The organism is Allobosea sp. GW821-FHT09G06 (genome assembly GCF_059416005.1).
This window is the reverse complement of record NZ_JBWKOI010000002.1, coordinates 636860-657321: the sequence shown is the minus strand read 5'-3', so window position 1 is coordinate 657321 and position 20462 is coordinate 636860. Positions and strand designations below refer to the sequence as shown.

The following is a 20462-nucleotide window of genomic DNA, read 5'->3' as shown; positions in this document are numbered from 1 at the left end:
CCGGGCTTGGCAAGCCGCAACCGTGCTGGTTTCACAGGCTTCGCCGCTTTCAATCCTTGCGCAGCTTCTCCGTCTCCGGCTTCTCCTGGCCGAGCGCGACAATGCCGCGGCGGATGGCTCGGGTGCGGGTGAAGTGCTTGTGCAAGGTCTCACCGTCGCCATAGCGAATGGCGCGGGTCAGCAAGGCGAGATCCTCGTTGAAGCGGCCTAGCATCTCAAGCACCGCTTCCTTGTTGTGCAGGAAGACGTCGCGCCACATCGTCGGATCGGAGGCCGCGATGCGGGTGAAATCACGGAAGCCGCCGGCTGAGAACTTGATCACCTCGGACTGCGTCACCGCCTCCAGATCCTCGGCCGTGCCGACGATGTTGTAGGCGATCAGATGCGGCAGGTGGCTGGTGACGGCGAGCACGAGGTCATGGTGCTGCGCGCTCATCACCTCGACCAGCGCGCCCATACCCTCCCAGAACTGGCGGGTTTTCGCGATGGCCGCAGCGTCCGTGCCGTCCGGCGGCGTCAGGATGCACCAGCGGTTGAGGAAGAGGCTCGGGAAGCCGGCATCGGGGCCGGAATTCTCCGTGCCCGCGACCGGATGGGCCGGAACGAAGGCGACGCCCTCAGGCAGATGCGGCGAGACGGCATCGACGACCGAGCCCTTGACCGAGCCGACATCCGAGACGATCGCGCCGGGCTTCAGCGAAGACGCGATCTCGGCCGCGACCGGCCCGCAGGCGCCGACCGGCACGCAGAAGATGATGTGATCGGCATCGCGGGCCGCTTCCGCCGCCGTCTCGGCGACGGCGTGGCCGAGGCCGAGTTCGCGCGCCCGCTGGCGGACGGCCTCGTCGCGATCGGCCAGCACGATCGTGCCGGCGAGGTTCAGCTCCTTCGCCGCCCGCGCGATCGAGGAGCCGATCAGCCCGATGCCGATGATGGCGAGGCGGGCGAAGACCGGCTCGGAGCGCCGCGGCGCGAAGCTTTCCGCCATCTCGGTCACGCCTTGAGGAAATCGGCGAGTGCGGCGACGACGAGGCGGTTCGCCTCCTCGCTGCCGATGGTCATGCGCAGGGCGTCCGGCAGGCCATAGCCGCCGACAGCGCGCAGGATGAGGCCGCGCTGGGTCAGGAAGGCATCGGCCTCCTTGGCGGTCTTGCCGGGTGTTTTAGTGAAATGGATCAGCACGAAATTGCCGACCGACGGGGTGACGGTCAGGCCGAGCTTCTCCAGCTCGGCCGTCGTCCAGGCCAGCCACTTCTCATTGTGCTCAAGCGCTGCTGCGACATGAGCCTCGTCAGCGACGGCAGCAGCACCGGCCTCAATCGCGGCGCCGTTGACGTTGAACGGGCCGCGGATGCGCTCCAGCGCATCGATGATATGGGCCGGCGCATAGATCCAGCCGATGCGCAGATTGGCGAGGCCGTAGATCTTCGAGAAGGTGCGGGTCATCACGACATTCTCGCTCTCGGCGACGAGCTCGATGCCGGAGGCGTAGTCGTTGCGGCGGACATATTCCGCGTAAGCCGCATCGAGCACGAGCAGGACGTCAGGCGGCAGGCCGGCCTGCAGGCGCTTGACCTCGTCGAAGGGCAGATAGGTGCCGGTCGGGTTGTTGGGATTGGCAAGGAAGACGATCTTGGTCTTCGGCGTCACCGCCGCCAGAATGCCGTCGACATCGGCCGTGTAGTTCTTCTCGGGCACGATGACCGGCTTGCCGCCCATGGCGAGGATGGCGATGCGGTAAACCAGGAAGCCGTACTGGCTGTAGATGCCCTCGTCGCCCGCGCCGAGATAGGCTTTGGTGACGAGCTCCAGCAGTTCATCCGAGCCGTTGCCGCAGATGATCCGCTGGGGGTCGAGGCCATAGCGGCCGGCAATCGCCTGCTTGAGCTTGGTCGACGTGCCGTCGGGATAAAGCTCCAGCTTGGCGGCGAGACCCTCGAAGGCGGCGATCGCCTTCGGGCTCGGGCCGAGCGGGGTTTCGTTGGAGGAGAGCTTGTGCAGCTTCACGCCGGCGGGCGCGGCGGATTTTCCGGGGACATAAGCCTCGATATCGAGGACGCCGGGACGCGGGACGGGACGGGTCGCCATGACGATTGACCTTGCAGCAGGAAGCCAGCCCGTTCAGCGGGCGGATTTGACGGAGAAACGGGCGGCGTGGCTGCCGACCTCGGCGAAGTCGCTGAGGCCCGCCGGCACGAGAGCCTGCCGGATCGCGGCCTGATCGACCTCGCCGGAGGCAGCGACGAGTAGCGACAGATGCGAGCCATCGGCGGCCGAGGCCGAGACCTCGGCCAGATGCTCGGCGAGGCCGTGTCGCAAGCCTTCAGACCAGCGCTCGACGCGGGCGGCATAGAGCACGATCTCGCGCACGGCGGCATCGGCCAGCGGCTTGGCGATGCAATAGACCGGCGTTCCCGCGGGATGGTTCGGCCGCTCGACGAAGGGCAGCCGCGCGATGATCTTCGGCGCATCGGCCCCGATCAGGTCACGCCACCAGATGCCGGCGCTGGCGCCCTGGTCCATGCGGAAGATGCCGAGATCGCCAGCCGACTCTGCCACCGCGCGAATGACCGAGCGGGCATCCTCATGCGGGATGTAGGGGACGGTGAAGCCGAAATGGAAGCGTGCGGAATCGCGCATCGCCGCATCGCCACCGGAGATGTCGGCATGGACCGAATAGTTCGCCTGCACATAGGTGAAGGTCGCGATGATGATGCGCCAGACGCTCTCGACCGTGTCGAGCGGCAGCAGGCCCTTATGGCTGAGCGCCAGACGCTTCATGATGTCGGCCTCGCGGCCGGGGCGGAAGGCGGAGCCGGAGGCTTGCGTCTTCTTGATCGAGATCAGCGTCTCGATGATCTGCGAGCGCTCCATCAGCAGCGCGTGCATCGCGCTGTCGATGCGGTCGATTTCACCGCGCAGATCGGCAAGGGAGGTCGGGGCGGCTTCGGTCATGGGCAACGCGCTTTCCGGCAAGGCCACGCTCCTTAGCGCTCCCGCAACGCCTTGGCAAAGCCGGCGGCGCAGTCCCGCGTTGACAGCGACGCGCCGACACGGCATCGCTAGAGTTCGATTTTCCGAACGCCTGGACCGGCAAGACAAATCCTACTGCCGAAGCGGACGACATGAGCGATCTCTCCCCTAGCCTGGCCGATCCGCAGAAGGAGGCGAACGAGCCCTCCAGCCCGGTCGCACGCTTCGGGCCCGATACGCCCTTGCTGATGGATTGCGGCGTCGTGCTCGACCACTGGCAGATCGCCTACCAGACCTACGGCACGCTAAACGCCGAGAAATCGAACGCGATCCTCGTCTGCCATGCCTTGACCGGCGACCAATATGTCGCGAGCCGCAACCCGATCACCGGCAAGGGCGGCTGGTGGACGGCGATGATCGGGCCGGGCAAGCCGATCGATACCGACCGCTTCTTCGTAATCTGCGCCAACGTGATCGGCGGCTGCACCGGCACGACCGGTCCGGCCTCGACCAATCCGGCGACGGGCAAGCCCTGGGGCCTGTCCTTCCCGGTCGTCACCATCCGCGACATGGTGCGGGCGCAGGCGGCACTGGTCGACTCGCTGGGCATCGAGACGCTGTTCTGCGTCGCCGGCGGCTCGATGGGCGGCATGCAGGTGCTGCAATGGGCGGCGAGCTATCCGGCCCGCGTGTTCTCGGCGCTGCCGCTCGCGACCGGGGCCAAGCATTCGGCGCAGAACATCGCCTTCCATGAGGTCGGCCGGCAGGCGGTGATGGCCGATCCCGAATGGCGACAAGGGCGCTATCTCGAAGAAGGCACGCGTCCGGCCAAGGGGCTCTCGGTGGCGCGAATGGGCGCGCATATCACCTATCTCTCGGAGCAGGCGCTGCATCGCAAGTTCGGCCGCAAGCTACAGGATCGGGAGGCACCGACCTTCTCCTTCGACGCGGATTTTCAGGTCGAGAGCTACCTACGCCATCAAGGGCTGAGCTTTGTCGAGCGCTTCGACGCCAATTCCTATCTCTACGTGACGCGGGCGATGGATTATTTCGACCTCGCCGCCGACCATGACGGCGTGCTGGCGCGGGCCTTCGTAGGCACCAAGACGCGCTTCTGCGTGGCCTCCTTCACCTCGGACTGGCTGTTCCCGACGACGGATTCGCGCGCGATCGTGCATGCGCTCAACGCAGCCGGCGCCTCTGTCTCCTTCGTCGAGCTGGAGAGCGACAAGGGCCACGACGCCTTCCTGCTGGAAGAGCCCAATCTCTTCGCCACGACGCGCGGCTTCATCGGCGCGGCGGCCCGGGCACGCGGACTTTAAACGATGGCCTTCAGCGACAACCAGACAAATCGCATCGACCTGAGGCTCGTCGCCGAGATGGTGCAGCCGGGCACGCGCGTGCTCGATGTCGGCTGCGGCGACGGTGCTCTGCTCGCGCTGCTGGCGGAGAGCCGCCAGGTCGACGCGCGCGGCATCGAACTGTCGCGCGAGGGCGTGGCCGACTGCGTGGCGCGCGGGCTCTCGGTGATCCAGGGCGACGCCGATACCGATCTCGCCGACTATCCTGACGATAGCTTCGACTACGTCATCCTCTCCCAGACGATCCAGGCAACGCGCAATCCGCGGCTCGTGCTGGAGCAGATGCTGCGCATCGGCCGGCACGCGATCGTCTCCTTCCCGAATTTCGGGCATTGGCGGATGCGTTCGCAGGTGTTCTTCCAGGGGCGGATGCCGGTGACGGATTCCCTGCCCTATGCCTGGTGGGACACGCCCAATATCCATTTCTGTACGATCCGGGATTTCGTCACGCTTTGCGACCAGATCGGCGCCCGCAAGGAGCGCGCGGTCGCGCTCGACGCAGCCGGCGGCCGGGTCGGTGTCAATGCACCCTGGTGGTTCTGGAACCTGTTCGGCGCCCAGGCCGTGTTCCTGCTGAAGCGCGGCTAGGTCGCAAAAGACAAAAAAGGGCCGCTCACGCGGCCCTTTCCTCATCGATCTACCCGGCAGATTTTAGTTCAGCGCGACGCCGGCCGGCCGCTTCTCCTTCACCGCAGGAACGGCGCCCAGCATCAGCGAGCCCGGTCCAACCGTGATCGGCACGTCCTCGCCGTCGACGATGTCGCCCGCGAGGATCGCCTCCGCCAGCGGGTCCTGCACCGACTTCTGGATCACGCGCTTGAGCGGGCGCGCGCCATAGGCCGGGTCGTAACCCTTCTCCGCCAACCACTCGCGCGCCTCCTTCGAGAGCTCGAGCGTGATCTTGCGATCGGTCAATAGCTTCGCGAGGCGAGCCATCTGGATATCGACGATCGCGCCCATGTCCTGCCGCCGCAAGCGATGGAACAGGATGATGTCGTCGATCCGGTTCAGGAATTCGGGCCGGAAGGCATGGCGAACCACGCCCATGACCTCATCGCGAACCGCATCGCTGTCCTGCCCCTCGGGCTGGTTCACCAGGAACTCCGAACCGAGGTTCGAGGTCATGATGATCAGCACGTTGCGGAAATCGACGGTGCGGCCCTGGCCATCGGTCAGGCGGCCGTCGTCGAGCACCTGCAGCAAGACGTTGAACACGTCCGGATGCGCCTTCTCGACCTCGTCGAAGAGCACGACCTGATAAGGCCGGCGCCGCACGGCCTCCGTCAGCGCTCCGCCCTCCTCATAGCCGACATAGCCGGGAGGCGCGCCGATCAACCGGGCGACCGAGTGCTTCTCCATGTACTCGGACATGTCGATGCGCACGAGCGCCGTGTCGTCGTCGAACAGGAACGAAGCGAGGGCCTTGGTCAATTCGGTCTTGCCGACGCCGGTGGGGCCGAGGAACATGAAGGAGCCGATCGGTCGGTTCGGGTCCTGCAGGCCGGCGCGAGCGCGACGGACCGCGGTCGAGACCGCCTCCACCGCCTCCTTCTGCCCGACGACGCGAGCGCCGAGAACCTCCTCCATGCGGAGCAGCTTCTCCTTCTCGCCTTCGAGCATCCGGTCGACCGGCACGCCGGTCCAGCGCGAGACGACGGCGGCCACGTGATCGGGCGTCACCGCCTCCTCGACCATGCCGGCGCTCTCGCCCTTCTCCTCGATCTCGGCCAGCTTCTTCTCCAGCTGCGGGATCTCGCCATAGGCCAGCTCGCCAGCGCGCTGGTACTCGCCCTTGCGCTGCGCCTGGGCGAGCTCGTTGCGAGCGTTGTCGAGCTTGGTCTTGATCTCCGCGGCGTGGCCGAGCTTGTCCTTCTCGGCCTTCCACTTGGCCGTGATGGTGCCGGAGCGCGTCTCCAGATCGGCGAGTTCGGATTCGAGCCGCTTCAGCCGCTCCTTCGAGCCGGCATCGCTCTCCTTCTTGAGCGCCTCCTGCTCGATCTTGAGACGGACGATCTCGCGGTCGATCGAATCCAGCTCCTCGGGCTTGGAATCGACCTGCATGCGCAGCCGAGCTCCGGCCTCGTCGACGAGGTCGATCGCCTTGTCCGGCAGGAAGCGGTCGGTGATGTAGCGGTTCGACAGGGTCGCGGCCGAGACCAGCGCCGAATCCGTGATGCGGACGCGGTGGTGCTGCTCGTATTTCTCCTTCAGGCCGCGCAGGATCGAGATGGTATCCTCGACCGTCGGCTCCTCGACGAAGACGGGCTGGAAGCGCCGCGCCAGCGCCGCGTCCTTCTCGACGTACTTGCGGTACTCGTCGAGCGTGGTCGCACCGACGCAGTGCAACTCGCCGCGCGCCAGGGCGGGCTTCAGCAGGTTGGACGCGTCCATCGCGCCGTCGGTCTTGCCGGCGCCGACCAGGGTGTGCATCTCGTCGATGAACAGGATGACGCCGCCATCCGAGGACGAGACCTCGGTCAGCACGGCCTTCAGCCGCTCCTCGAACTCGCCGCGATATTTCGCGCCGGCGATGAGCGAGCCCATGTCGAGGGCGAGCAGCTCCTTGTCCTTCAGGCTCTCGGGCACGTCGCCATTGACGATGCGCAGCGCGAGGCCCTCGGCGATCGCGGTCTTGCCGACGCCGGGCTCGCCGATCAGGACGGGATTGTTCTTGGTCCGGCGCGACAAAACCTGGATGGTGCGACGGATTTCCTCGTCGCGACCGATCACCGGGTCGAGCTTGCCCTCGCGCGCCGCGGCGGTGAGGTCGCGGGCGTATTTCTTCAGCGCATCATAGGCCTGCTCGGCCGACGCGGAATCGGCAGTGCGGCCCTTGCGGATCGCCTCGATCGCGGCGTTCAGCGCCTGCGGCGTCACGCCGGCCTTCGACAGGGCCTTGCCGGCCTCGCTGTCCTTCTCGATCGCAAGCGCCAGCAGCAACCGCTCGACCGTTACGAACGAGTCGCCGGCCTTCTCCGCCGCCTTCTCGGCGGTGTCGAAGACACGCGCCAGGCCCGGCGTCAGGTTGAGCCCACCCGAACCGCCCGAGACCTTCGGCAGCTTGGCCAGCGCCTGGTCGACAGACTGCAACGCGACGCGCGACTGGCCGCCAGCCCGGTCGATCAGACCAGCCGCCATGCCTTCATTGTCGTCGAGCAAAGCCTTCAGAAGATGCTCGGGGGTGAACTGCTGGTTCCCCTCGCGCAAGGCGATCGTCTGTGCCGCCTGGAGGAAACCCTTCGCCCGATCCGTATATTTCTCGATGTTCATTCAGCTATCTCCGCCCGCAGGCCGCGCCCCGTAGCGACGTGAACCTGCTGCCCTTTCATCAGGATGGAGCGCCGCAATGGGCCGCCCCTCGCCCTCCAAGATAGTGTGACATTGGCGCAACGGAAGAGGCCCGGCCCAGAATTGACCTGGCGCAAGCGGCAGGCGCAGATCGGGCATGGCCGGGACCAAGCGACAGCAGGCGATTCGGAAAGCCTTGAGGGCGCTGGCACCCGGCATTCCGCTGTCGGACGCCGAGGCCGTGGTCACGCTGGCGGAACGGCGCCACATGAAGGACCTGCCGCCCTCGACCGCGCTCTGGCTGGCGCTCGGTAGCCATGTCCGCCACGTCCATACCGATTACGAGCGGCTGCTGGGCGAAGGCTATGACCGCGACGCCGCCCGCTTCTTCGTCGCGGATGACACCGACGTTGTGTTGGCAGGCTGGGGCTGCCAGCGTTCGGTGAGTGACGGCGAAGATGAATGATGGGGCATTGGCTTTTCCGAAAACCGGTTCTCACTTTTCGGGCCGATGCCGAGGACTGATCGAAACAGATACAAGATTTGATCTGTCAGAGTCGGCGGACGAGGTTATGGTCCGCCCCATCTTGCCCTAGCCGGACCCGACCATGCGCATCGAAACGCTCTACCGCTATCCTGTGAAGGGCCTCTCGCCGGAGAGGCTGAAGCGGGCGGCATTGCCGGCCGGCGGCTTCTTCCCCGGCGACAGGCTCTTCGCCATCGAGAACGGGCCCTCAGGCTTCGATGCGGCCGAGCCCGTGCACCAGCCCAAGATCAAGTACCTGATGCTGATGCGCAACGAGTCCCTGGCGCGCCTGAAGACCCGATATGACGATGCCAGCGGCGATCTCGTGATCCATGAGGGCGGGCAGGAGGTGCTGCGCGCAGCGACGACAAACGACGAGGGCCATGCCGCGATTTCGCGATTCTTCTCCGGCTTCATGCCCGAGGAATTGCGCGGCGAGCCGAAGCTGCTGACAGCGCCCCCGACCTATCGCTTCATGGATTCGCGCTCCGGCTTCCTCTCGATCATCAACCTCGCCAGCGTCGCCGATCTCGAAGCGCGTCTGGGCCAGCCTGTCGATCCCTTGCGCTTCCGCGGCAACATGATGGTCAGCGGGCTCGCCCCCTGGGCCGAGAACGATCTCGTAGAGCGCGAGCTGACCGGCCCCGGCGGCCTGCGTCTGCAGGTGATCAAGCGGATCGAACGCTGCGCCGCGACCAATGTCGACCCCGAGATCGGTGCGCGCGACATGCAGATTCCGAAGGCGCTGATGAAGAACTACGGCCATGTCGATTGCGGCATCTATTGCCGCATCCTCGCGGACGGCGCCCTGGCCGAAGGCGACAGCCTGACCGTCGCGGACGCGCCCGTCGAACTCGGCATCGCCTGATCCGCGCAGATAAAGAAAAAGGGCCCGAAAGGGCCCTTTTCCATATCCAGCGCTGATCCGGGAACGGCTTACTCGGCCGAGTTATCCGTCTCCGAGCCCAGCGCGTCCATGACCTCGCGGGGCGAGCGGCGACGACGCGTGCGCTTGGGAGCAGCTTCCTCAGCAGGCTCGGCCGCGACAGCCGGCTCGGCGGCAGGGGCCTCGACCGGCTCCGGCGCGGGGACGCGCACGGGGTTGGTCAGGAAGGACGGCAGCGCGGCGGCGACGTCATCGCCCGCATCGGCCTCGACTTCGCGCTCACGACGCGGACGGCGCTCGCGCTGCGGGCGCTCGCTCCGCTCGGGGCGTTCGGCACGCTCCGGACGCTCGAAACGGCGCTGTTCACCCTGAGCCTGCTCTGGAGCCGCCTCGACGGCGCCACCTTCGCTGACCGGGATGTCCGAACGCGGCGCATCGGGGCGCGGGGCGTAGCCGCCGGGCGCGCCCTGGCCACCTTCGGCATTGCGGTCGAAGCGACGCTCGCCGCGATCCTGACGATCGAAGCGGCGCTCGTTGTTATTGTTGTTGCGGTCGTTGTTGAAACGCTCGCGACGGTTGTTGCGATCGAAGCGCTGGCCGCCCTGCTGCTGGCCCTCGCCGCCTTCGCCCTCAATGCGCTGGCCGCCACCATGGCCGTTATAGCCATTGGGATTGCCATAGCCGTTGGCGCGCATGTCCGGCTGTGGGCCGGTGCCGGGCTGGAAGGCCTGGCCGTCCTCGTCGCCCTCTTCCTCGCCCTCGTCAGCATCCTCGACGAAGGCGCGATTCGGCGGGAAGGAATGGCCGAACTGCTGAGCCATCTGCTCCTGCGCCGCGAGCAGGATGCGATAGTAGTGCTCAGCGTACTGGAAATAGCTCTCGGCAGCGACGGTATCACCCGAAGACTGGGCGTCCCGCGCAAGCTGCAGATACTTCTCGGCGACATGCTGCGCCGTACCGCGAACCTTTACGTCCGGGCCGTTGGATTCGTAGCTACGCTGCAACGGATTGGGAGATTTGCGGTTGCCGTTATTGTTGCCGCCGCCGTTATTGTTGCGGCCGCGCATACGCCGGTTCTGACCTGGTCTCATTCGCGTCTGTCTCGCGCTTCTATGTTCAAAGCAACCGTGGCGCCGTCATGCGCGTTGCGAAGCACAGCGGGTTGCGACGCTGTGTCGGACGAAGGTGACCTGAAGGGGCGATACGCCGTTCCTGGTCTTCACGCGCTCTTTTCCAAAAAGGGGGTTTCAACCCCATGAGCCGATCGGCGCCACGCGCCTTCGGGGCTCCATCCGGCTTGTCAGCTGCATCGCCTCGGGAACACGCCCGCAAACGATGCCGAACTCGAGCAAATCCTGTACGATCGGGAACTGCCCAGAGGCTCGGCTCTGACGCCACCAGCTTCGGCTGGATGCTGCATAGCTGCTTTTGGCTGCTTCTCCAAGCGAAATCGACCAAAAGCCTGTGCATTCTCAAGCGAGCGTGAAGATCAACGCCCGCTCATGCCCTCCGAGATCGTTGCGGCTGCCGCGGAATTCAAGCCCGCCGCCCCGCATCAGCGCGACGACATCCGGCCCCTGCCCCGCACCGATCTCGAAAACAATGACGCCCCCCGGCGCCAGCAGCGGCGGCAGGGCGGACGCGAAAAGGCGATAGGGTTCAAGCCCGTCGGCACCACCATCCAGCGCGAGCAAAGGATCATGCTCCCGCACCTCGACGGAGAGCGTCGCGATCTCGGTCGAGGGGATATAGGGCGGGTTCGAGACGATGAGATCGAAGCGGCCGGTCAGCCCATCGGTCCAGCTGCCCTGCCGGAAAGTCACCCGATCATCGACGCTGTTGAGGGCAGCATTCGCCGCAGCAGTCCGGCAGGCCTCTTCCGACAGGTCGATGCCGACGCCCCGGGCCCGCGACAACTCGGTGAGGAGCGCGATCAGCAGGCAACCGGTACCGGTGCCGAGATCGAGCAATTGCAGCTCTTCTTCACGGCGCCCGGCGAACTGGGCCAGGGCCGTCTCGACGATGGTTTCGCTGTCGGGGCGTGGCTCAAGCGTCGCAGGCGACAGGCGGAAGGGCAGCCCCCAGAATTCACGCTCGCCGAGAATGCGCCAGACCGGCTCGCCCGCGATGCGGCGGGCCGCGAAATCGTCCAGCCGAGCACGCGCTTCCGCCGTCAGGATGAGATCGGGGTCGGCATTTTCGACGCCAAGACTGCCTTCGACCAGCAAGCGCGCGTCGAGGCCGGGGCTGGCCGAGCCCGCGCGCATCAAGCTCTGCGCAAGAAGACGCCGCGCCTCCCTTACGGTCGGCACGGCGCCCTCCCCTCGTGCGTTTCCCGGAACGAAGACTAGTTGCCGTTCATCTTGAGATCCATGCAGGTCTTCATCTTCTTGTTGAGCGAAGCCTTGCTTTCGCGGCTGCCGCTCATCTCCATCCGGCAGGCCTTGCGCGCCTGCGCCTGGGTCATCGAGCCCTGCAGAGCCGCCGGCTGACCGGCGGTGATCTTCTTGAAAGTGCGTTCCTGAGCCTGCGAGACGCCGCTCATCGCCAGCGCCATCAGACCGGTCACCGCTATCGTCGAGAACATCTTGATCATGAGAGGGTCCCCCCTTTGCTGGTTTCGATGTCTTATCAACGCGGGGCGGAGCTTTTTGTTTCATCGCGCCCGCCTCACGCCATACCCTCGGCCGCCAGCAGCTTCGCCTGATGCTCGGCGGTCAGCGCGTCGATGATCTCATCGAGGACGAGACCCTGCATCATCTCGTCGAGCTTGTAGAGCGTCAGGTTGATGCGGTGGTCGGTCACGCGCCCCTGCGGAAAGTTGTAGGTGCGGATGCGCTCCGAGCGATCGCCAGAACCGACCTGCGAACGCCGGTCCGCCGAGCGCTCGGCATCGATGCGCAGGCGCTCCATGTCGAAGAGCTTTGCGCGCAGCAATTCATAGGCGCGCGCCTTGTTCTTGTGCTGCGAGCGCTCGTCCTGGACCAAGACGACGGTGTTGGTCGGGATATGGGTGAGGCGCACCGCCGATTCCGTCTTGTTGACGTGCTGTCCTCCGGCACCGCCCGAGCGCAGCGTGTCGGTGCGGATGTCGGCCTCGTTGAGGACAACATCGACATCGGTCGCCAGCGGCAGCGTCGCCACCGTCGCGGCGGAGGTGTGGATGCGCCCGCTCGCCTCGGTATCCGGCACGCGCTGGACGCGGTGGACACCGGATTCGAACTTAAGTCGCGCATAGACGCCGCGGCCGTTGATCTCGGCGACAACCTCCTTGTAGCCCCCCATCGTCCCCTCGCTCTCGGAGAGGATATCGACGCTCCAACCTTTCTGGGCAGCGTGGCGCTGGTACATGCGCAACAGGTCACCGGCGAAGAGCGAGGCCTCGTCGCCGCCCGTGCCCGCCCTGATTTCCAGGATGACGCCGCGCTCGTCGGCAGCATCCTTCGGCAGCAGGGCGACGAGGATCTCGCGGGCACGCGCCTCGATCTCGGCGCGGGCGCTGTCGCGCTCCTCATAGGCGAGGTCGCGGAATTCGGCGTCGGTCGCGGGATCGGCGATCAGCGCCTCGGCTTCCTCCAGCGAAATCTGCGCCTGCCGCCAGGAGGCGATGGCCGCGACCACGGGATCGAGCTCCGCCAGCTCCTTGGCGAGCTCGACCGTGCGCGCCGCCTCGGTCGCATGGTTGATCTCGTCGGTCGCGGCGGCATGGCGCGCGACGATGACGTCGAGACGATCCTGAGGAAGCTGGAGGTACATGCACGAACTCGTGAAACGAAAGGGAAAAGCGGCAGCAGGGACGCAAGCAGCGTCGCTAGACTGGGACCTTGAACTCGGTCGCGAACGCCGCGAGCTGCGAGCGCAGATTGGTGGCGCCCTCCGGCGAGGCCAGCATCCAGTCCATGCGCTCGCGCAGCTTTGCGGTATCGAGCGCGCGCAGCATCGCCTTGACCGGCCCGATCGAGGCCGCCGACATCGAGAAGCCGCGATAGCCCAGCCCGATCAGGGCCATGGTCTCCAGCGGCTTGCCGCCCATCTCGCCGCAGACCGTGACGGGACAGCCGGTCTCAGCCGCTGCTTCGACGATGCGCCTGAGCGCCCTGAGGGCACCGACGCCAAGCGGATCGAAGCGGTCGGCGACGCGCTTGTTCTCGCGATCGGCCGCGAAGAGGAACTGCATGAGATCGTTGGTGCCGATCGAGAGGAAATCGGCCTCGCGCGCGATCTCCGGCAGTTCGAAGAGGAGCGAGGGCACCTCGACCATGACGCCGACCCTGAGGTCACGCGGCGGCGTCACGCCCTGCTTCTCAAGCATGGCCTGCTCGCGGCGGATGATCATGCGGGCGCGGCGGAACTCCTCGGTGGTCGCGACCATCGGCAGCATGATCTTGAGATCGCGGCCGGCGCCGGCCCGCAGCATCGCGCGCACCTGCGCCCGCAGCAGCCGCGGCTTGTCGAGGCCGATGCGGATCGCGCGCCAGCCGAGCGCCGGATTCTCCTCCTCGACGCGCTCCATATAGGGCAGCACCTTGTCGCCGCCGATATCGAGCGTGCGGAAGGTCACCGGCAGCTCCGCCGCGGCTTCCAGCACGGCGGCATAGAGCGCCTGCTGCTCGGCGGTGGTCGGCATGTGCTGTGCCACCATGAACTGCAATTCGGTGCGGAACAGGCCGATCCCCGAGGCAGCCGTCGCCTCGATATTCGGCATGTCGACGATCAGGCCGGCATTGATCTGCAAGGTGATACCGACCCCGTCGCGGGTGATCGCCGGCAATTCCTTGAGCTTCTGGTACTGCTTCTGCTTGCGGGCGCGCAAACGCGCCTTGTCCTTGTAGGCATTCTCGACATCGGGCTGCGGGCGGATCTGCACCTCGCCGGCCTGGCCGTCGACGATGATGGCATCGCCCGCCTCGACCAGCGCCGTCGCGTTGACGACCTCGCCGACGGCGGGGATGCCGAGCGCGCGGGCGACGATGGCGATGTGGCTGGTCGGGCCGCCCTCCTCCAGCACGAGCCCGCGCAGATGGGCGCGGTCATAGTCCAAGAGTGCCGCCGGCCCCATCGAGCGGGCGACGAGAATCGCGTTCTCCGGCAGGTTCTCGCGGGCGACGCCGTTGGCCTTGCCGACCAGTGTGCGCAGCAGGCGGTTGGCGAGATCGTCGAGATCATGCAGCCGCTCGCGCAGATAGGGGTCGGTCTGGCGCAGCATCTTGGCGCGGGTATCGGACTGGACGCGCTCGACCGCCGCCTCGGCAGTGAGGCCGGTCATCACGACCTCGCGCATGCGGCGCAGCCAGCCCTGGTCATGGGCGAACATGCGGAAGGTCTCGAGCACGTCGCGATGCTCGCCGGTATGGGCGACGTCGCCGCGCTCGACCAGTTCGTCGATCGAGGCACGCATCTCGCCGATCGCAGCTTCGAGACGCCCGACCTCGGCCGCCGGATTCTCGGCGATGAGATTGGTGATCGCGACGCGCGGCTCGTGCAGCACGGCATGGCCGAGGCCGACGCCATCCGCCAGCGCCACGCCGATGCCATGGATCGGCCGGTCGAGGCCGATGGAGGCGCCCGGCGCCGCCAGCGACTTGAGGCCGCCGGCCGCGATCATCTCCGCCATCAGCATGGCGGTGGTCTGGAGGGTCTCGATCTCGTCTTCGGAATAGAGCCGCGTCGCCCGGTTCTGGATGACGAGCACGCCCATGACGGCGCCGCCGCGCAGGATCGGCACGCCGAGGAAGGAGCGATAGACCTCTTCGCCCGTCTCCGGACGGTAGGAGAAGGAGGGATGCGCCTGCGCATCCGACAGCGCCAGCGGCTCGGCCTCGCTCGCGATCAGGCCGACGAGGCCCTCTCCTGCGCGCATGGTGGTGAGGTGGACCGCCTCGCGGTTGAGGCCTTCGGTAGCGTACAATTCAAGGGAGCCGTCCTCGCGGAGGACGTAGACGGAGCAGACCTCGGCGACGAGATTGCCGGCGATCAGCACGACGAGCCGGTCCAGCCGCTCCTGCGGGCTGATCGATGCCGCCATGACCTCGCGGAGACGGCGCAACAGAACGCCCGGTCCTCCGAGAGCGCCTCGCATCGATCTCAGCCCTCCGCCCGCCTCCTCAGCCATCGACGATACGATGCCTGTCCGGACCCTGAGTCGCCCACTCCGGCCCTGCTGCCTTCTAGCGACGAAAGACCTTATTCGGCAAGGGCCGCGAACGGGGCAGGCAGCATCACCCCAAGATTTCGGTCGTTTCCCTGACCTAACTGCCAAGTCTCAAGGTCGGACAAGCGCGAGATGAGAGGCTCTCGCAGCACCTCGCTTCCCGCGCGATCCTGCCGACATCTTGCGTACACCGGCTTCGGAAGGCGCCGACGACGCGGCCGATGCCTCGCTCCGGCCGGCCCGCCGCGCCGCGGAACGCGGCTCCTTGCGATCTCCGCCGACGGCCAGCGTCTCGGCAGCTCCAGCTTCCCCTGCCAGGGCCGACAGATATTGACGCGTCCACCAGTCGATATCGGTGGCTGCGATAATGGCGTAGAGCCGCTCGAAGCGGCGGATGCGCTCCGTCTTCGGCATGGCGAGCGCCGTGCGGATCGCTTCCGCCACCTCGTGGGAATCGAAGGGATTGACGATCAGCGCCTCGCCCATCTGCTGGGCCGCGCCGGCGAAGCGCGAGAGCACGAGCACACCGGGATCGGCCGGATCCTGCGCAGCAATGTATTCCTTGGCGACGAGATTCATGCCGTCGCGCATCGGCGTGACCAGACCGACCTGGGCGCGACGGTAGAAGCCGGCCAGTGCCTTGCGTGAATAGGCCTTCTTGACGACGCGGATCGGCGTCCAGTCGAATTCGCCGAGCTGAGCGTTGAGGCGGCCGGCGACCTCGTCTGACAGGCGGTCGAGCTCGGCATATTCCGGCACGTCGCTGCGCGAGGGCGGCGCGATCTGCAACAGGCTGACCCGGCCGCGGTCCTCGGGGTGATTGCGCAGGAACTCGCCGAAGGCTTCGAGGCGCTGCACGATGCCCTTGGAATAGTCGAGCCTGTCCACGCCGATCACGAGCTTGCGCTCGCCGAGCGATTCCTGCGTGGCCCGCAGCGGCGTCGCCGCCTTGCGCACGGAAGCGGCAGCCAGTTTCCGGAAGCCCTCGACATCGATGCCGATCGGGAAGGCCTGCACCGCGGTCTCGCGCGCGCCGAGTCTGACGCGCTTGCCGTCCGAACGGGCACCGCAGAGCGACACCAACCCGCCGATCAGGTTGCGGGCATCGACCTCCGTCTGCATGCCGACGAGATCATAGGCGGCCATGGTGCGGATCAAGGTCGCGCTGAAAGGCAAGGCGCCGATGACCTCGGCTGCCGGCCAGGGAATGTGATGGAAATAGCCGATCCGGTTGGTGACACCGCGCCGGCGCAGTTCCGCCGCCAGCGGGATCAGGTGGTAATCGTGGATCCAGATGAGATCGTCAGGCTTGATCAGACCGGCGAGCGCACGGGCGAAGCGGCGATTGACGCCGAGATAGCCCATGTAGTCGCTGCGCTGGAACTCGGTCAGGCCGAGCCGGTAATGCATCAGCGGCCAGAGCGCCCGGTTCGAGAAACCGAGATAATAGCTTTGGCGCTCGGCCTCGCTGAGATCGGTGACGGCATAGGTGACGTTGCCGTGCTCGACCTGCCGCAGCTGCGTCTGGGCGCTCTCGCTGACGCCGCCGCTCCAGCCGAACCAGAGGCCGCCGCGCTGCTCCAGCGCCTCGCGCAGGGCGACGGCCAGCCCTCCCGCCATCACCTTTTCATGGCGATCGGGAATCGTGACGCGGTTCGAAACGATGACAAGACGCATGGACGAGCATTCTCCGGCAGGGGCCGCCCGCATTTCGCCATCGGCGGCAGGAACAGAACGCTTCCGAAAGCGTAATGTTTCCGTGGTGCGGACGCGGTCACATGGCAGCGCTGCGGCAGCCGTGCGGTGAAATCGCGACCGCCATGGTAGGCTTTCGACAGATCGAGGCAACCCCTCGAACCCTATTTTCGACGTGGCGGCCGCCGCGCGATAAGACAGAAAAGGATGTCTTTGGCTGCTTGGCCGCTCTTCTGCCGCCTTCTCTGCCCAGATACGAGATGATGACGACCTTGATCGAACCCGACATCGCCGCGAACCCTCACGAGATCGCTTCCGCTGATCGCGAAATCGCTCTGTTCCTCGATTTCGACGGGACGCTGGTGGAGATCGCGCCCTCGCCAGACGATGTCCGCCTGGACCGGCGGGTCGCTCCCGCGCTGACGGCGCTGCGTACGCAGCTCGGCGGAGCGCTCGCGCTGGTCTCCGGCCGGCCGATAGGCTTCCTCGACACCGTGCTGGCGCCGCACCGCTTCGACATCGCCGGGCTGCATGGCGCCCAAATCCGCGTCGACGACGAGATCCGTTCGCAGGCCGATACGCATGAAGGCATGCGTGCGGCCCTGCGCGACCTCGTTCGCTTCGCCAATAGCCATGTCGGCATCATCGTCGAGGACAAGCGCATTTCCGTCGCGCTGCACTGGCGCCTGGCGCCCGCACTGGAGGACGAAGCTCTCGCCCTGATGCGCGGCATCGCCGCGCGAATGGGGCCGGGCATGCGCCTGCAGGAGGGCAAATCCGTCGCGGAACTGGTTCCGGCCGGCGCAAGCAAGGGCAGCGCCATCGCGTGGCTGATGGCGACGCCGACCTATGCCGGGCGTCAGCCGGTCTTCATCGGTGACGACATCACCGACGAGGACGGATTCGAGGCCGTCAACGCGATGGGCGGCGTCTCCGTCCGCATCGGCGCGGACCGCGAGAGCCACGCCACCTGCCGGCTCGCCTCGCCCACCGCACTTCGGCATATCCTTCTCGAAGCCGCCGAAAGCGGCCATCTTTCCGCTGCCAGCTTCAAGCAGGACTGACCGACCATGACCGTTACGACCTCGACCGTGGGGCAGCACTCCGCCTCGCTCGACCTCGGCGTGATCGGCAATTGCTCGATCGCCGCCCTCATCGACCGCCGCGCCCGGATCGTCTGGGGCTGCTTCCCGCGCTTCGACCGCGACCCCGTCTTCTGCTCGCTGATCGACAACCAGGCCGAGGACGGCGATGCCGAGCCCGAGAAGGGCTTCTTCGGCATCGAGCTCGTCGGCATGACGCGCTGCGAGCAGGGCTATCTCGACAACACCGCGATCCTGTCCTCGGTGCTTTCCGACGATCAGGGCAATGCGATCGAGATCCTCGATTTCGCGCCGCGCTTCGTGCGCTACGAGCGCTTCTTCCGGCCGCCGCAATTGGTGCGCCGGGTCCGGCGCGTCTCCGGGCGGCCGCGCATCCGTGTCCTGGTCAAGCCTAGCCTCGGCATCGGCGAGGAGCCCGACGAGATCACACGCGGCTCCAACCATGTCCGCTATGTCGGCGCCGACCAGACGATCCGGCTCACGACCAACGCGCCGCTCTCCTATGTCGTCGAAGGCACGCCGTTTGCCGTCGACCAGGCCTATTCCTTCTTCATCGGCTCGGACGAGGCCCTGCGCGCCGAGATCGAGACGACCTCGCGCGAATTCCTCGACAAGACCACCGACTACTGGCGCGACTGGGTGCGCTCGCTGTCGATCCCCTTCGAGTACCAGAAGGAGGTGATCCGGGCCGCGATCACGCTGAAGCTCTGTTCCTTCGAGGAGACCGGCGCCATCGTCGCGGCGCTCACGACCTCGATTCCGGAGGCGCCGGGCACGCAGCGTAATTGGGACTATCGCTATTGCTGGCTGCGCGACGCGTATTTCGTCGTGCATGCGCTGAACCGGCTCGGCACGACCCGGACGATGGAGGACTATCTCGGCTTCATCACCAATATCGTCGACACCTTCTCGGAGAGCGGTGCCGAGCACCTGCCGCCGCTCTATCCGATCACGCGCGGCGGCACGCTGGTCGAGTTCGAGGCGAGCAACCTGTCAGGCTATCGCGGGCATCAGCCGGTGCGCTTCGGCAACGGCGCGGCGACGCAGATCCAGAATGATGGCTATGGCGCGGTCGTGCTGGCGGCGACGCATTCCTTCTTCGACCGCCGCCTGATCCAGCCGGGCAAGGAGGCCTTGTTCGGACAGCTCGAACGCATGGGCGAGCTCGCCATCGCCTATTTCGACAAGCCCGATGCCGGCCCCTGGGAGCTGCGCGAGAAGGAGGCGGTCCATTCCTTCTCCAGCGTGATGTGCTGGGCGGCCTGCGACCGGCTCGCCCGCATCGCCGGCACGCTCGGGCGCGCCGACCGCAAGGAATACTGGAAGGGCGAAGCCAAGCGCCTGAAGAACACCATCGCCGAGCAGATCTGGAACGAGGGCAAGGGCCATTTCGTCTCGACCTTCGGCGGCGAGGACCTGGACGCAACGTTGCTGCTGCTGGCCGAACTTGGCTTCGTCAAGCCTGACGATGCCCGCTTCGTCGCCACCGTCGAGGCGATCGGCCGCGACCTCAAGCGCGGCGACCTGCTGCTGCGCTACGCCACGCAGGACGATTTCGGCTACATGCACACCGGCTTCCTGATCTGCGCCTTCTGGTATGTCGATGCGCTGAACGCGATCGGCCGCCGGGAGGAGGCGAAGGAGCTGTTCGAGCGCGTGCTGAAGCGGCGCAACAGCTTCGGCCTGCTCTCGGAGGATGCCGATCTCAAGACCGGCGAGCTCTGGGGCAATTTCCCGCAGACTTATTCGCATGTCGGCCTGATCAACTGCGCGATGCGGTTGAGCCGCGACTGGGAAGAGGCGTTCTGAGAAGCGGGCGCCTGCCCGCTTCCCTTCCCGCATCAGACGCTACGCGCGCCGCCGGCAGGCGGCTCAAGCGCCGCCCTGCATTTTCGGCCGGTTCTCGGCGAGCCAGGAATCGTGCAGCCATTTTTCGGTCTGGCGGCGCCCCTGCAGGTTGGCCCAGACGATGTCGCGCTCGAAGACCATGGCCTGCCGATCGGCGCCGACTATGACCCAGAACCAGCGCCCATCGCTCAGATTGCGCATCTTCACCTTCATGCCTGTCAGCGTCGCCGGCTCGCCTCCGAGCTGGACCGGCTCGTCATGCGGCGCGATGAAGCTGATCTGCAGGCGCGATAGCAGGTCCGGCGCATGGCTCGACAGGAAGGCCATCGCGATGGCCCGGCTCTCGTCCTGTGACGGCAATTCACCGGATCGCAGCGAGCCGTCCATCCGGGCAAAACCCTTGAGCCGTTCTTTGCCAAGGACGAGGCTGACATGCTCTCCGCCCAGCCCGCCATTTCGGCCATCGGCCCTTTCATAGCGCACCAGTTCGGCCGCCTTGCCGTCCACGCGCACGGCCCGGGCCGACAGGCGCGCGAAGCCATCTGGAAACGGCAAACTTCGTTCAAACCCCGCATGGGTGGCCGAGGAGATGGTCATGGCTGTCCCCTGCTGCGAAAGGGCTGGCTGCAGA

17 protein-coding genes are annotated in these 20462 nt (G+C 66.5%); 6 read left to right on the top strand and 11 right to left on the bottom strand.

Annotated elements, in window-relative coordinates; genetic code table 11:
• Positions 1-49: 49 nt before the first annotated feature.
• From AC07NY_RS13265 to AC07NY_RS13255, 3 genes are read right to left on the bottom strand one after another with little or no spacing between them, the layout of a single operon-like run.
• Positions 50-988 carry a prephenate/arogenate dehydrogenase family protein gene (locus AC07NY_RS13265; RefSeq protein WP_494584223.1) on the bottom strand — a complete coding sequence of 313 codons (939 nt, stop codon included), beginning with the start codon at positions 986-988 and terminating at the stop codon, positions 50-52.
• Between the two features lie 5 nt (positions 989-993).
• Complete coding sequence (hisC, locus tag AC07NY_RS13260; RefSeq protein WP_494584677.1) at positions 994-2094, bottom strand: histidinol-phosphate transaminase; 1101 nt, start codon at positions 2092-2094, stop codon at positions 994-996.
• Positions 2095-2121: 27 nt separating this feature from the next.
• Positions 2122-2955, bottom strand: a complete 834-nt coding sequence (locus tag AC07NY_RS13255; RefSeq protein ID WP_494584222.1) for a chorismate mutase — start codon at positions 2953-2955, stop codon at positions 2122-2124.
• A 170-nt stretch (positions 2956-3125) separates the two neighbouring features.
• On the opposite strand from AC07NY_RS13255, the gene metX reads away from it, so the two are divergent.
• Together metX and metW are read left to right on the top strand one after the other, a co-directional pair.
• The gene (gene metX, locus AC07NY_RS13250; RefSeq protein ID WP_494584221.1) at positions 3126-4295 is read left to right on the top strand and encodes a homoserine O-acetyltransferase MetX; all 1170 of its coding nucleotides are present in this window, start codon (positions 3126-3128) and stop codon (positions 4293-4295) included.
• A 3-nt stretch (positions 4296-4298) separates the two neighbouring features.
• A complete protein-coding gene (metW, locus tag AC07NY_RS13245; protein WP_494584220.1) occupies positions 4299-4922 on the top strand; it encodes a methionine biosynthesis protein MetW in 624 nt (207 codons plus the stop codon).
• Between the two features lie 63 nt (positions 4923-4985).
• Here metW and clpB read toward each other — a convergent pair whose 3' ends face one another.
• Positions 4986-7604 carry an ATP-dependent chaperone ClpB gene (gene clpB, locus AC07NY_RS13240; RefSeq protein ID WP_494584219.1) on the bottom strand — a complete coding sequence of 873 codons (2619 nt, stop codon included), beginning with the start codon at positions 7602-7604 and terminating at the stop codon, positions 4986-4988.
• A 175-nt stretch (positions 7605-7779) separates the two neighbouring features.
• Here clpB and AC07NY_RS13235 point away from each other — a divergent pair, with 175 nt between their 5' ends.
• Together AC07NY_RS13235 and AC07NY_RS13230 are read left to right on the top strand one after the other, a co-directional pair.
• Entirely contained in the window at positions 7780-8088 is a 309-nt protein-coding gene (locus tag AC07NY_RS13235; RefSeq protein WP_494584218.1) for a DUF2293 domain-containing protein, read from the top strand.
• A gap of 142 nt (positions 8089-8230) precedes the next feature.
• On the top strand, positions 8231-9016 hold the full coding sequence (locus AC07NY_RS13230) for an MOSC domain-containing protein (RefSeq protein ID WP_494584217.1): 786 nt from the start codon (positions 8231-8233) through the stop codon (positions 9014-9016).
• 68 nt (positions 9017-9084) lie between these two features.
• Here the strand turns inward: AC07NY_RS13230 and AC07NY_RS13225 are convergent, their stop codons facing one another.
• The 6 genes from AC07NY_RS13225 to AC07NY_RS13200 all read right to left on the bottom strand — a co-directional run bounded on the left by AC07NY_RS13225 (position 9085) and on the right by AC07NY_RS13200 (position 16862).
• On the bottom strand, positions 9085-10101 hold the full coding sequence (locus AC07NY_RS13225; RefSeq protein ID WP_494584216.1) for a DUF4167 domain-containing protein: 1017 nt from the start codon (positions 10099-10101) through the stop codon (positions 9085-9087).
• Between the two features lie 405 nt (positions 10102-10506).
• Complete coding sequence (gene prmC, locus AC07NY_RS13220) at positions 10507-11346, bottom strand: peptide chain release factor N(5)-glutamine methyltransferase (RefSeq protein WP_494584215.1); 840 nt, start codon at positions 11344-11346, stop codon at positions 10507-10509.
• 35 nt (positions 11347-11381) lie between these two features.
• Positions 11382-11630, bottom strand: a complete 249-nt coding sequence (locus tag AC07NY_RS13215) for a hypothetical protein (protein WP_257733939.1) — start codon at positions 11628-11630, stop codon at positions 11382-11384.
• 74 nt (positions 11631-11704) lie between these two features.
• Complete coding sequence (gene prfA, locus AC07NY_RS13210; protein ID WP_494584214.1) at positions 11705-12790, bottom strand: peptide chain release factor 1; 1086 nt, start codon at positions 12788-12790, stop codon at positions 11705-11707.
• Positions 12791-12845: 55 nt separating this feature from the next.
• Entirely contained in the window at positions 12846-15113 is a 2268-nt protein-coding gene (ptsP, locus tag AC07NY_RS13205) for a phosphoenolpyruvate--protein phosphotransferase (protein ID WP_494584213.1), read from the bottom strand.
• Positions 15114-15296: 183 nt separating this feature from the next.
• Complete coding sequence (locus AC07NY_RS13200; protein ID WP_494584212.1) at positions 15297-16862, bottom strand: alpha,alpha-trehalose-phosphate synthase (UDP-forming); 1566 nt, start codon at positions 16860-16862, stop codon at positions 15297-15299.
• Between the two features lie 101 nt (positions 16863-16963).
• Here AC07NY_RS13200 and otsB point away from each other — a divergent pair, with 101 nt between their 5' ends.
• Both otsB and AC07NY_RS13190 read left to right on the top strand, forming a co-directional pair.
• Positions 16964-17944 carry a trehalose-phosphatase gene (gene otsB, locus AC07NY_RS13195; protein ID WP_494584211.1) on the top strand — a complete coding sequence of 327 codons (981 nt, stop codon included), beginning with the start codon at positions 16964-16966 and terminating at the stop codon, positions 17942-17944.
• 6 nt (positions 17945-17950) lie between these two features.
• A complete protein-coding gene (locus AC07NY_RS13190) occupies positions 17951-19792 on the top strand; it encodes a glycoside hydrolase family 15 protein (RefSeq protein ID WP_494584210.1) in 1842 nt (613 codons plus the stop codon).
• Positions 19793-19855: 63 nt separating this feature from the next.
• On the opposite strand, the gene AC07NY_RS13185 is transcribed toward AC07NY_RS13190, so the two are convergent.
• Positions 19856-20428: a hypothetical protein gene (locus AC07NY_RS13185; protein WP_494584209.1), complete on the bottom strand. Its 573-nt coding sequence runs from the start codon at positions 20426-20428 to the stop codon at positions 19856-19858.
• Between the last annotated feature and the right edge of the window lie 34 nt (positions 20429-20462).

Bases quoted from the DNA above. Each gene is read 5' to 3' on its own strand.
- AC07NY_RS13215 (WP_257733939.1), bottom strand. From the start codon at position 11,630: ATGATCAAGATGTTCTCGACGATAGCGGTGACCGGTCTGATGGCGCTG.
- AC07NY_RS13200 (WP_494584212.1), bottom strand. From the start codon at position 16,862: ATGCGTCTTGTCATCGTTTCGAACCGCGTCACGATTCCCGATCGCCAT.
- AC07NY_RS13230 (WP_494584217.1), top strand. From the start codon at position 8,231: ATGCGCATCGAAACGCTCTACCGCTATCCTGTGAAGGGCCTCTCGCCG.
- AC07NY_RS13190 (WP_494584210.1), top strand. From the start codon at position 17,951: ATGACCGTTACGACCTCGACCGTGGGGCAGCACTCCGCCTCGCTCGAC.
- prfA (WP_494584214.1), bottom strand. From the start codon at position 12,790: ATGTACCTCCAGCTTCCTCAGGATCGTCTCGACGTCATCGTCGCGCGC.
- AC07NY_RS13225 (WP_494584216.1), bottom strand. From the start codon at position 10,101: ATGCGCGGCCGCAACAATAACGGCGGCGGCAACAATAACGGCAACCGC.
- clpB (WP_494584219.1), bottom strand. From the start codon at position 7,604: ATGAACATCGAGAAATATACGGATCGGGCGAAGGGTTTCCTCCAGGCG.
- AC07NY_RS13265 (WP_494584223.1), bottom strand. From the start codon at position 988: ATGGCGGAAAGCTTCGCGCCGCGGCGCTCCGAGCCGGTCTTCGCCCGC.
- ptsP (WP_494584213.1), bottom strand. From the start codon at position 15,113: ATGCGAGGCGCTCTCGGAGGACCGGGCGTTCTGTTGCGCCGTCTCCGC.
- metW (WP_494584220.1), top strand. From the start codon at position 4,299: ATGGCCTTCAGCGACAACCAGACAAATCGCATCGACCTGAGGCTCGTC.
- otsB (WP_494584211.1), top strand. From the start codon at position 16,964: ATGGCAGCGCTGCGGCAGCCGTGCGGTGAAATCGCGACCGCCATGGTA.
- AC07NY_RS13235 (WP_494584218.1), top strand. From the start codon at position 7,780: ATGGCCGGGACCAAGCGACAGCAGGCGATTCGGAAAGCCTTGAGGGCG.
- AC07NY_RS13185 (WP_494584209.1), bottom strand. From the start codon at position 20,428: ATGACCATCTCCTCGGCCACCCATGCGGGGTTTGAACGAAGTTTGCCG.
- AC07NY_RS13255 (WP_494584222.1), bottom strand. From the start codon at position 2,955: ATGACCGAAGCCGCCCCGACCTCCCTTGCCGATCTGCGCGGTGAAATC.
- metX (WP_494584221.1), top strand. From the start codon at position 3,126: ATGAGCGATCTCTCCCCTAGCCTGGCCGATCCGCAGAAGGAGGCGAAC.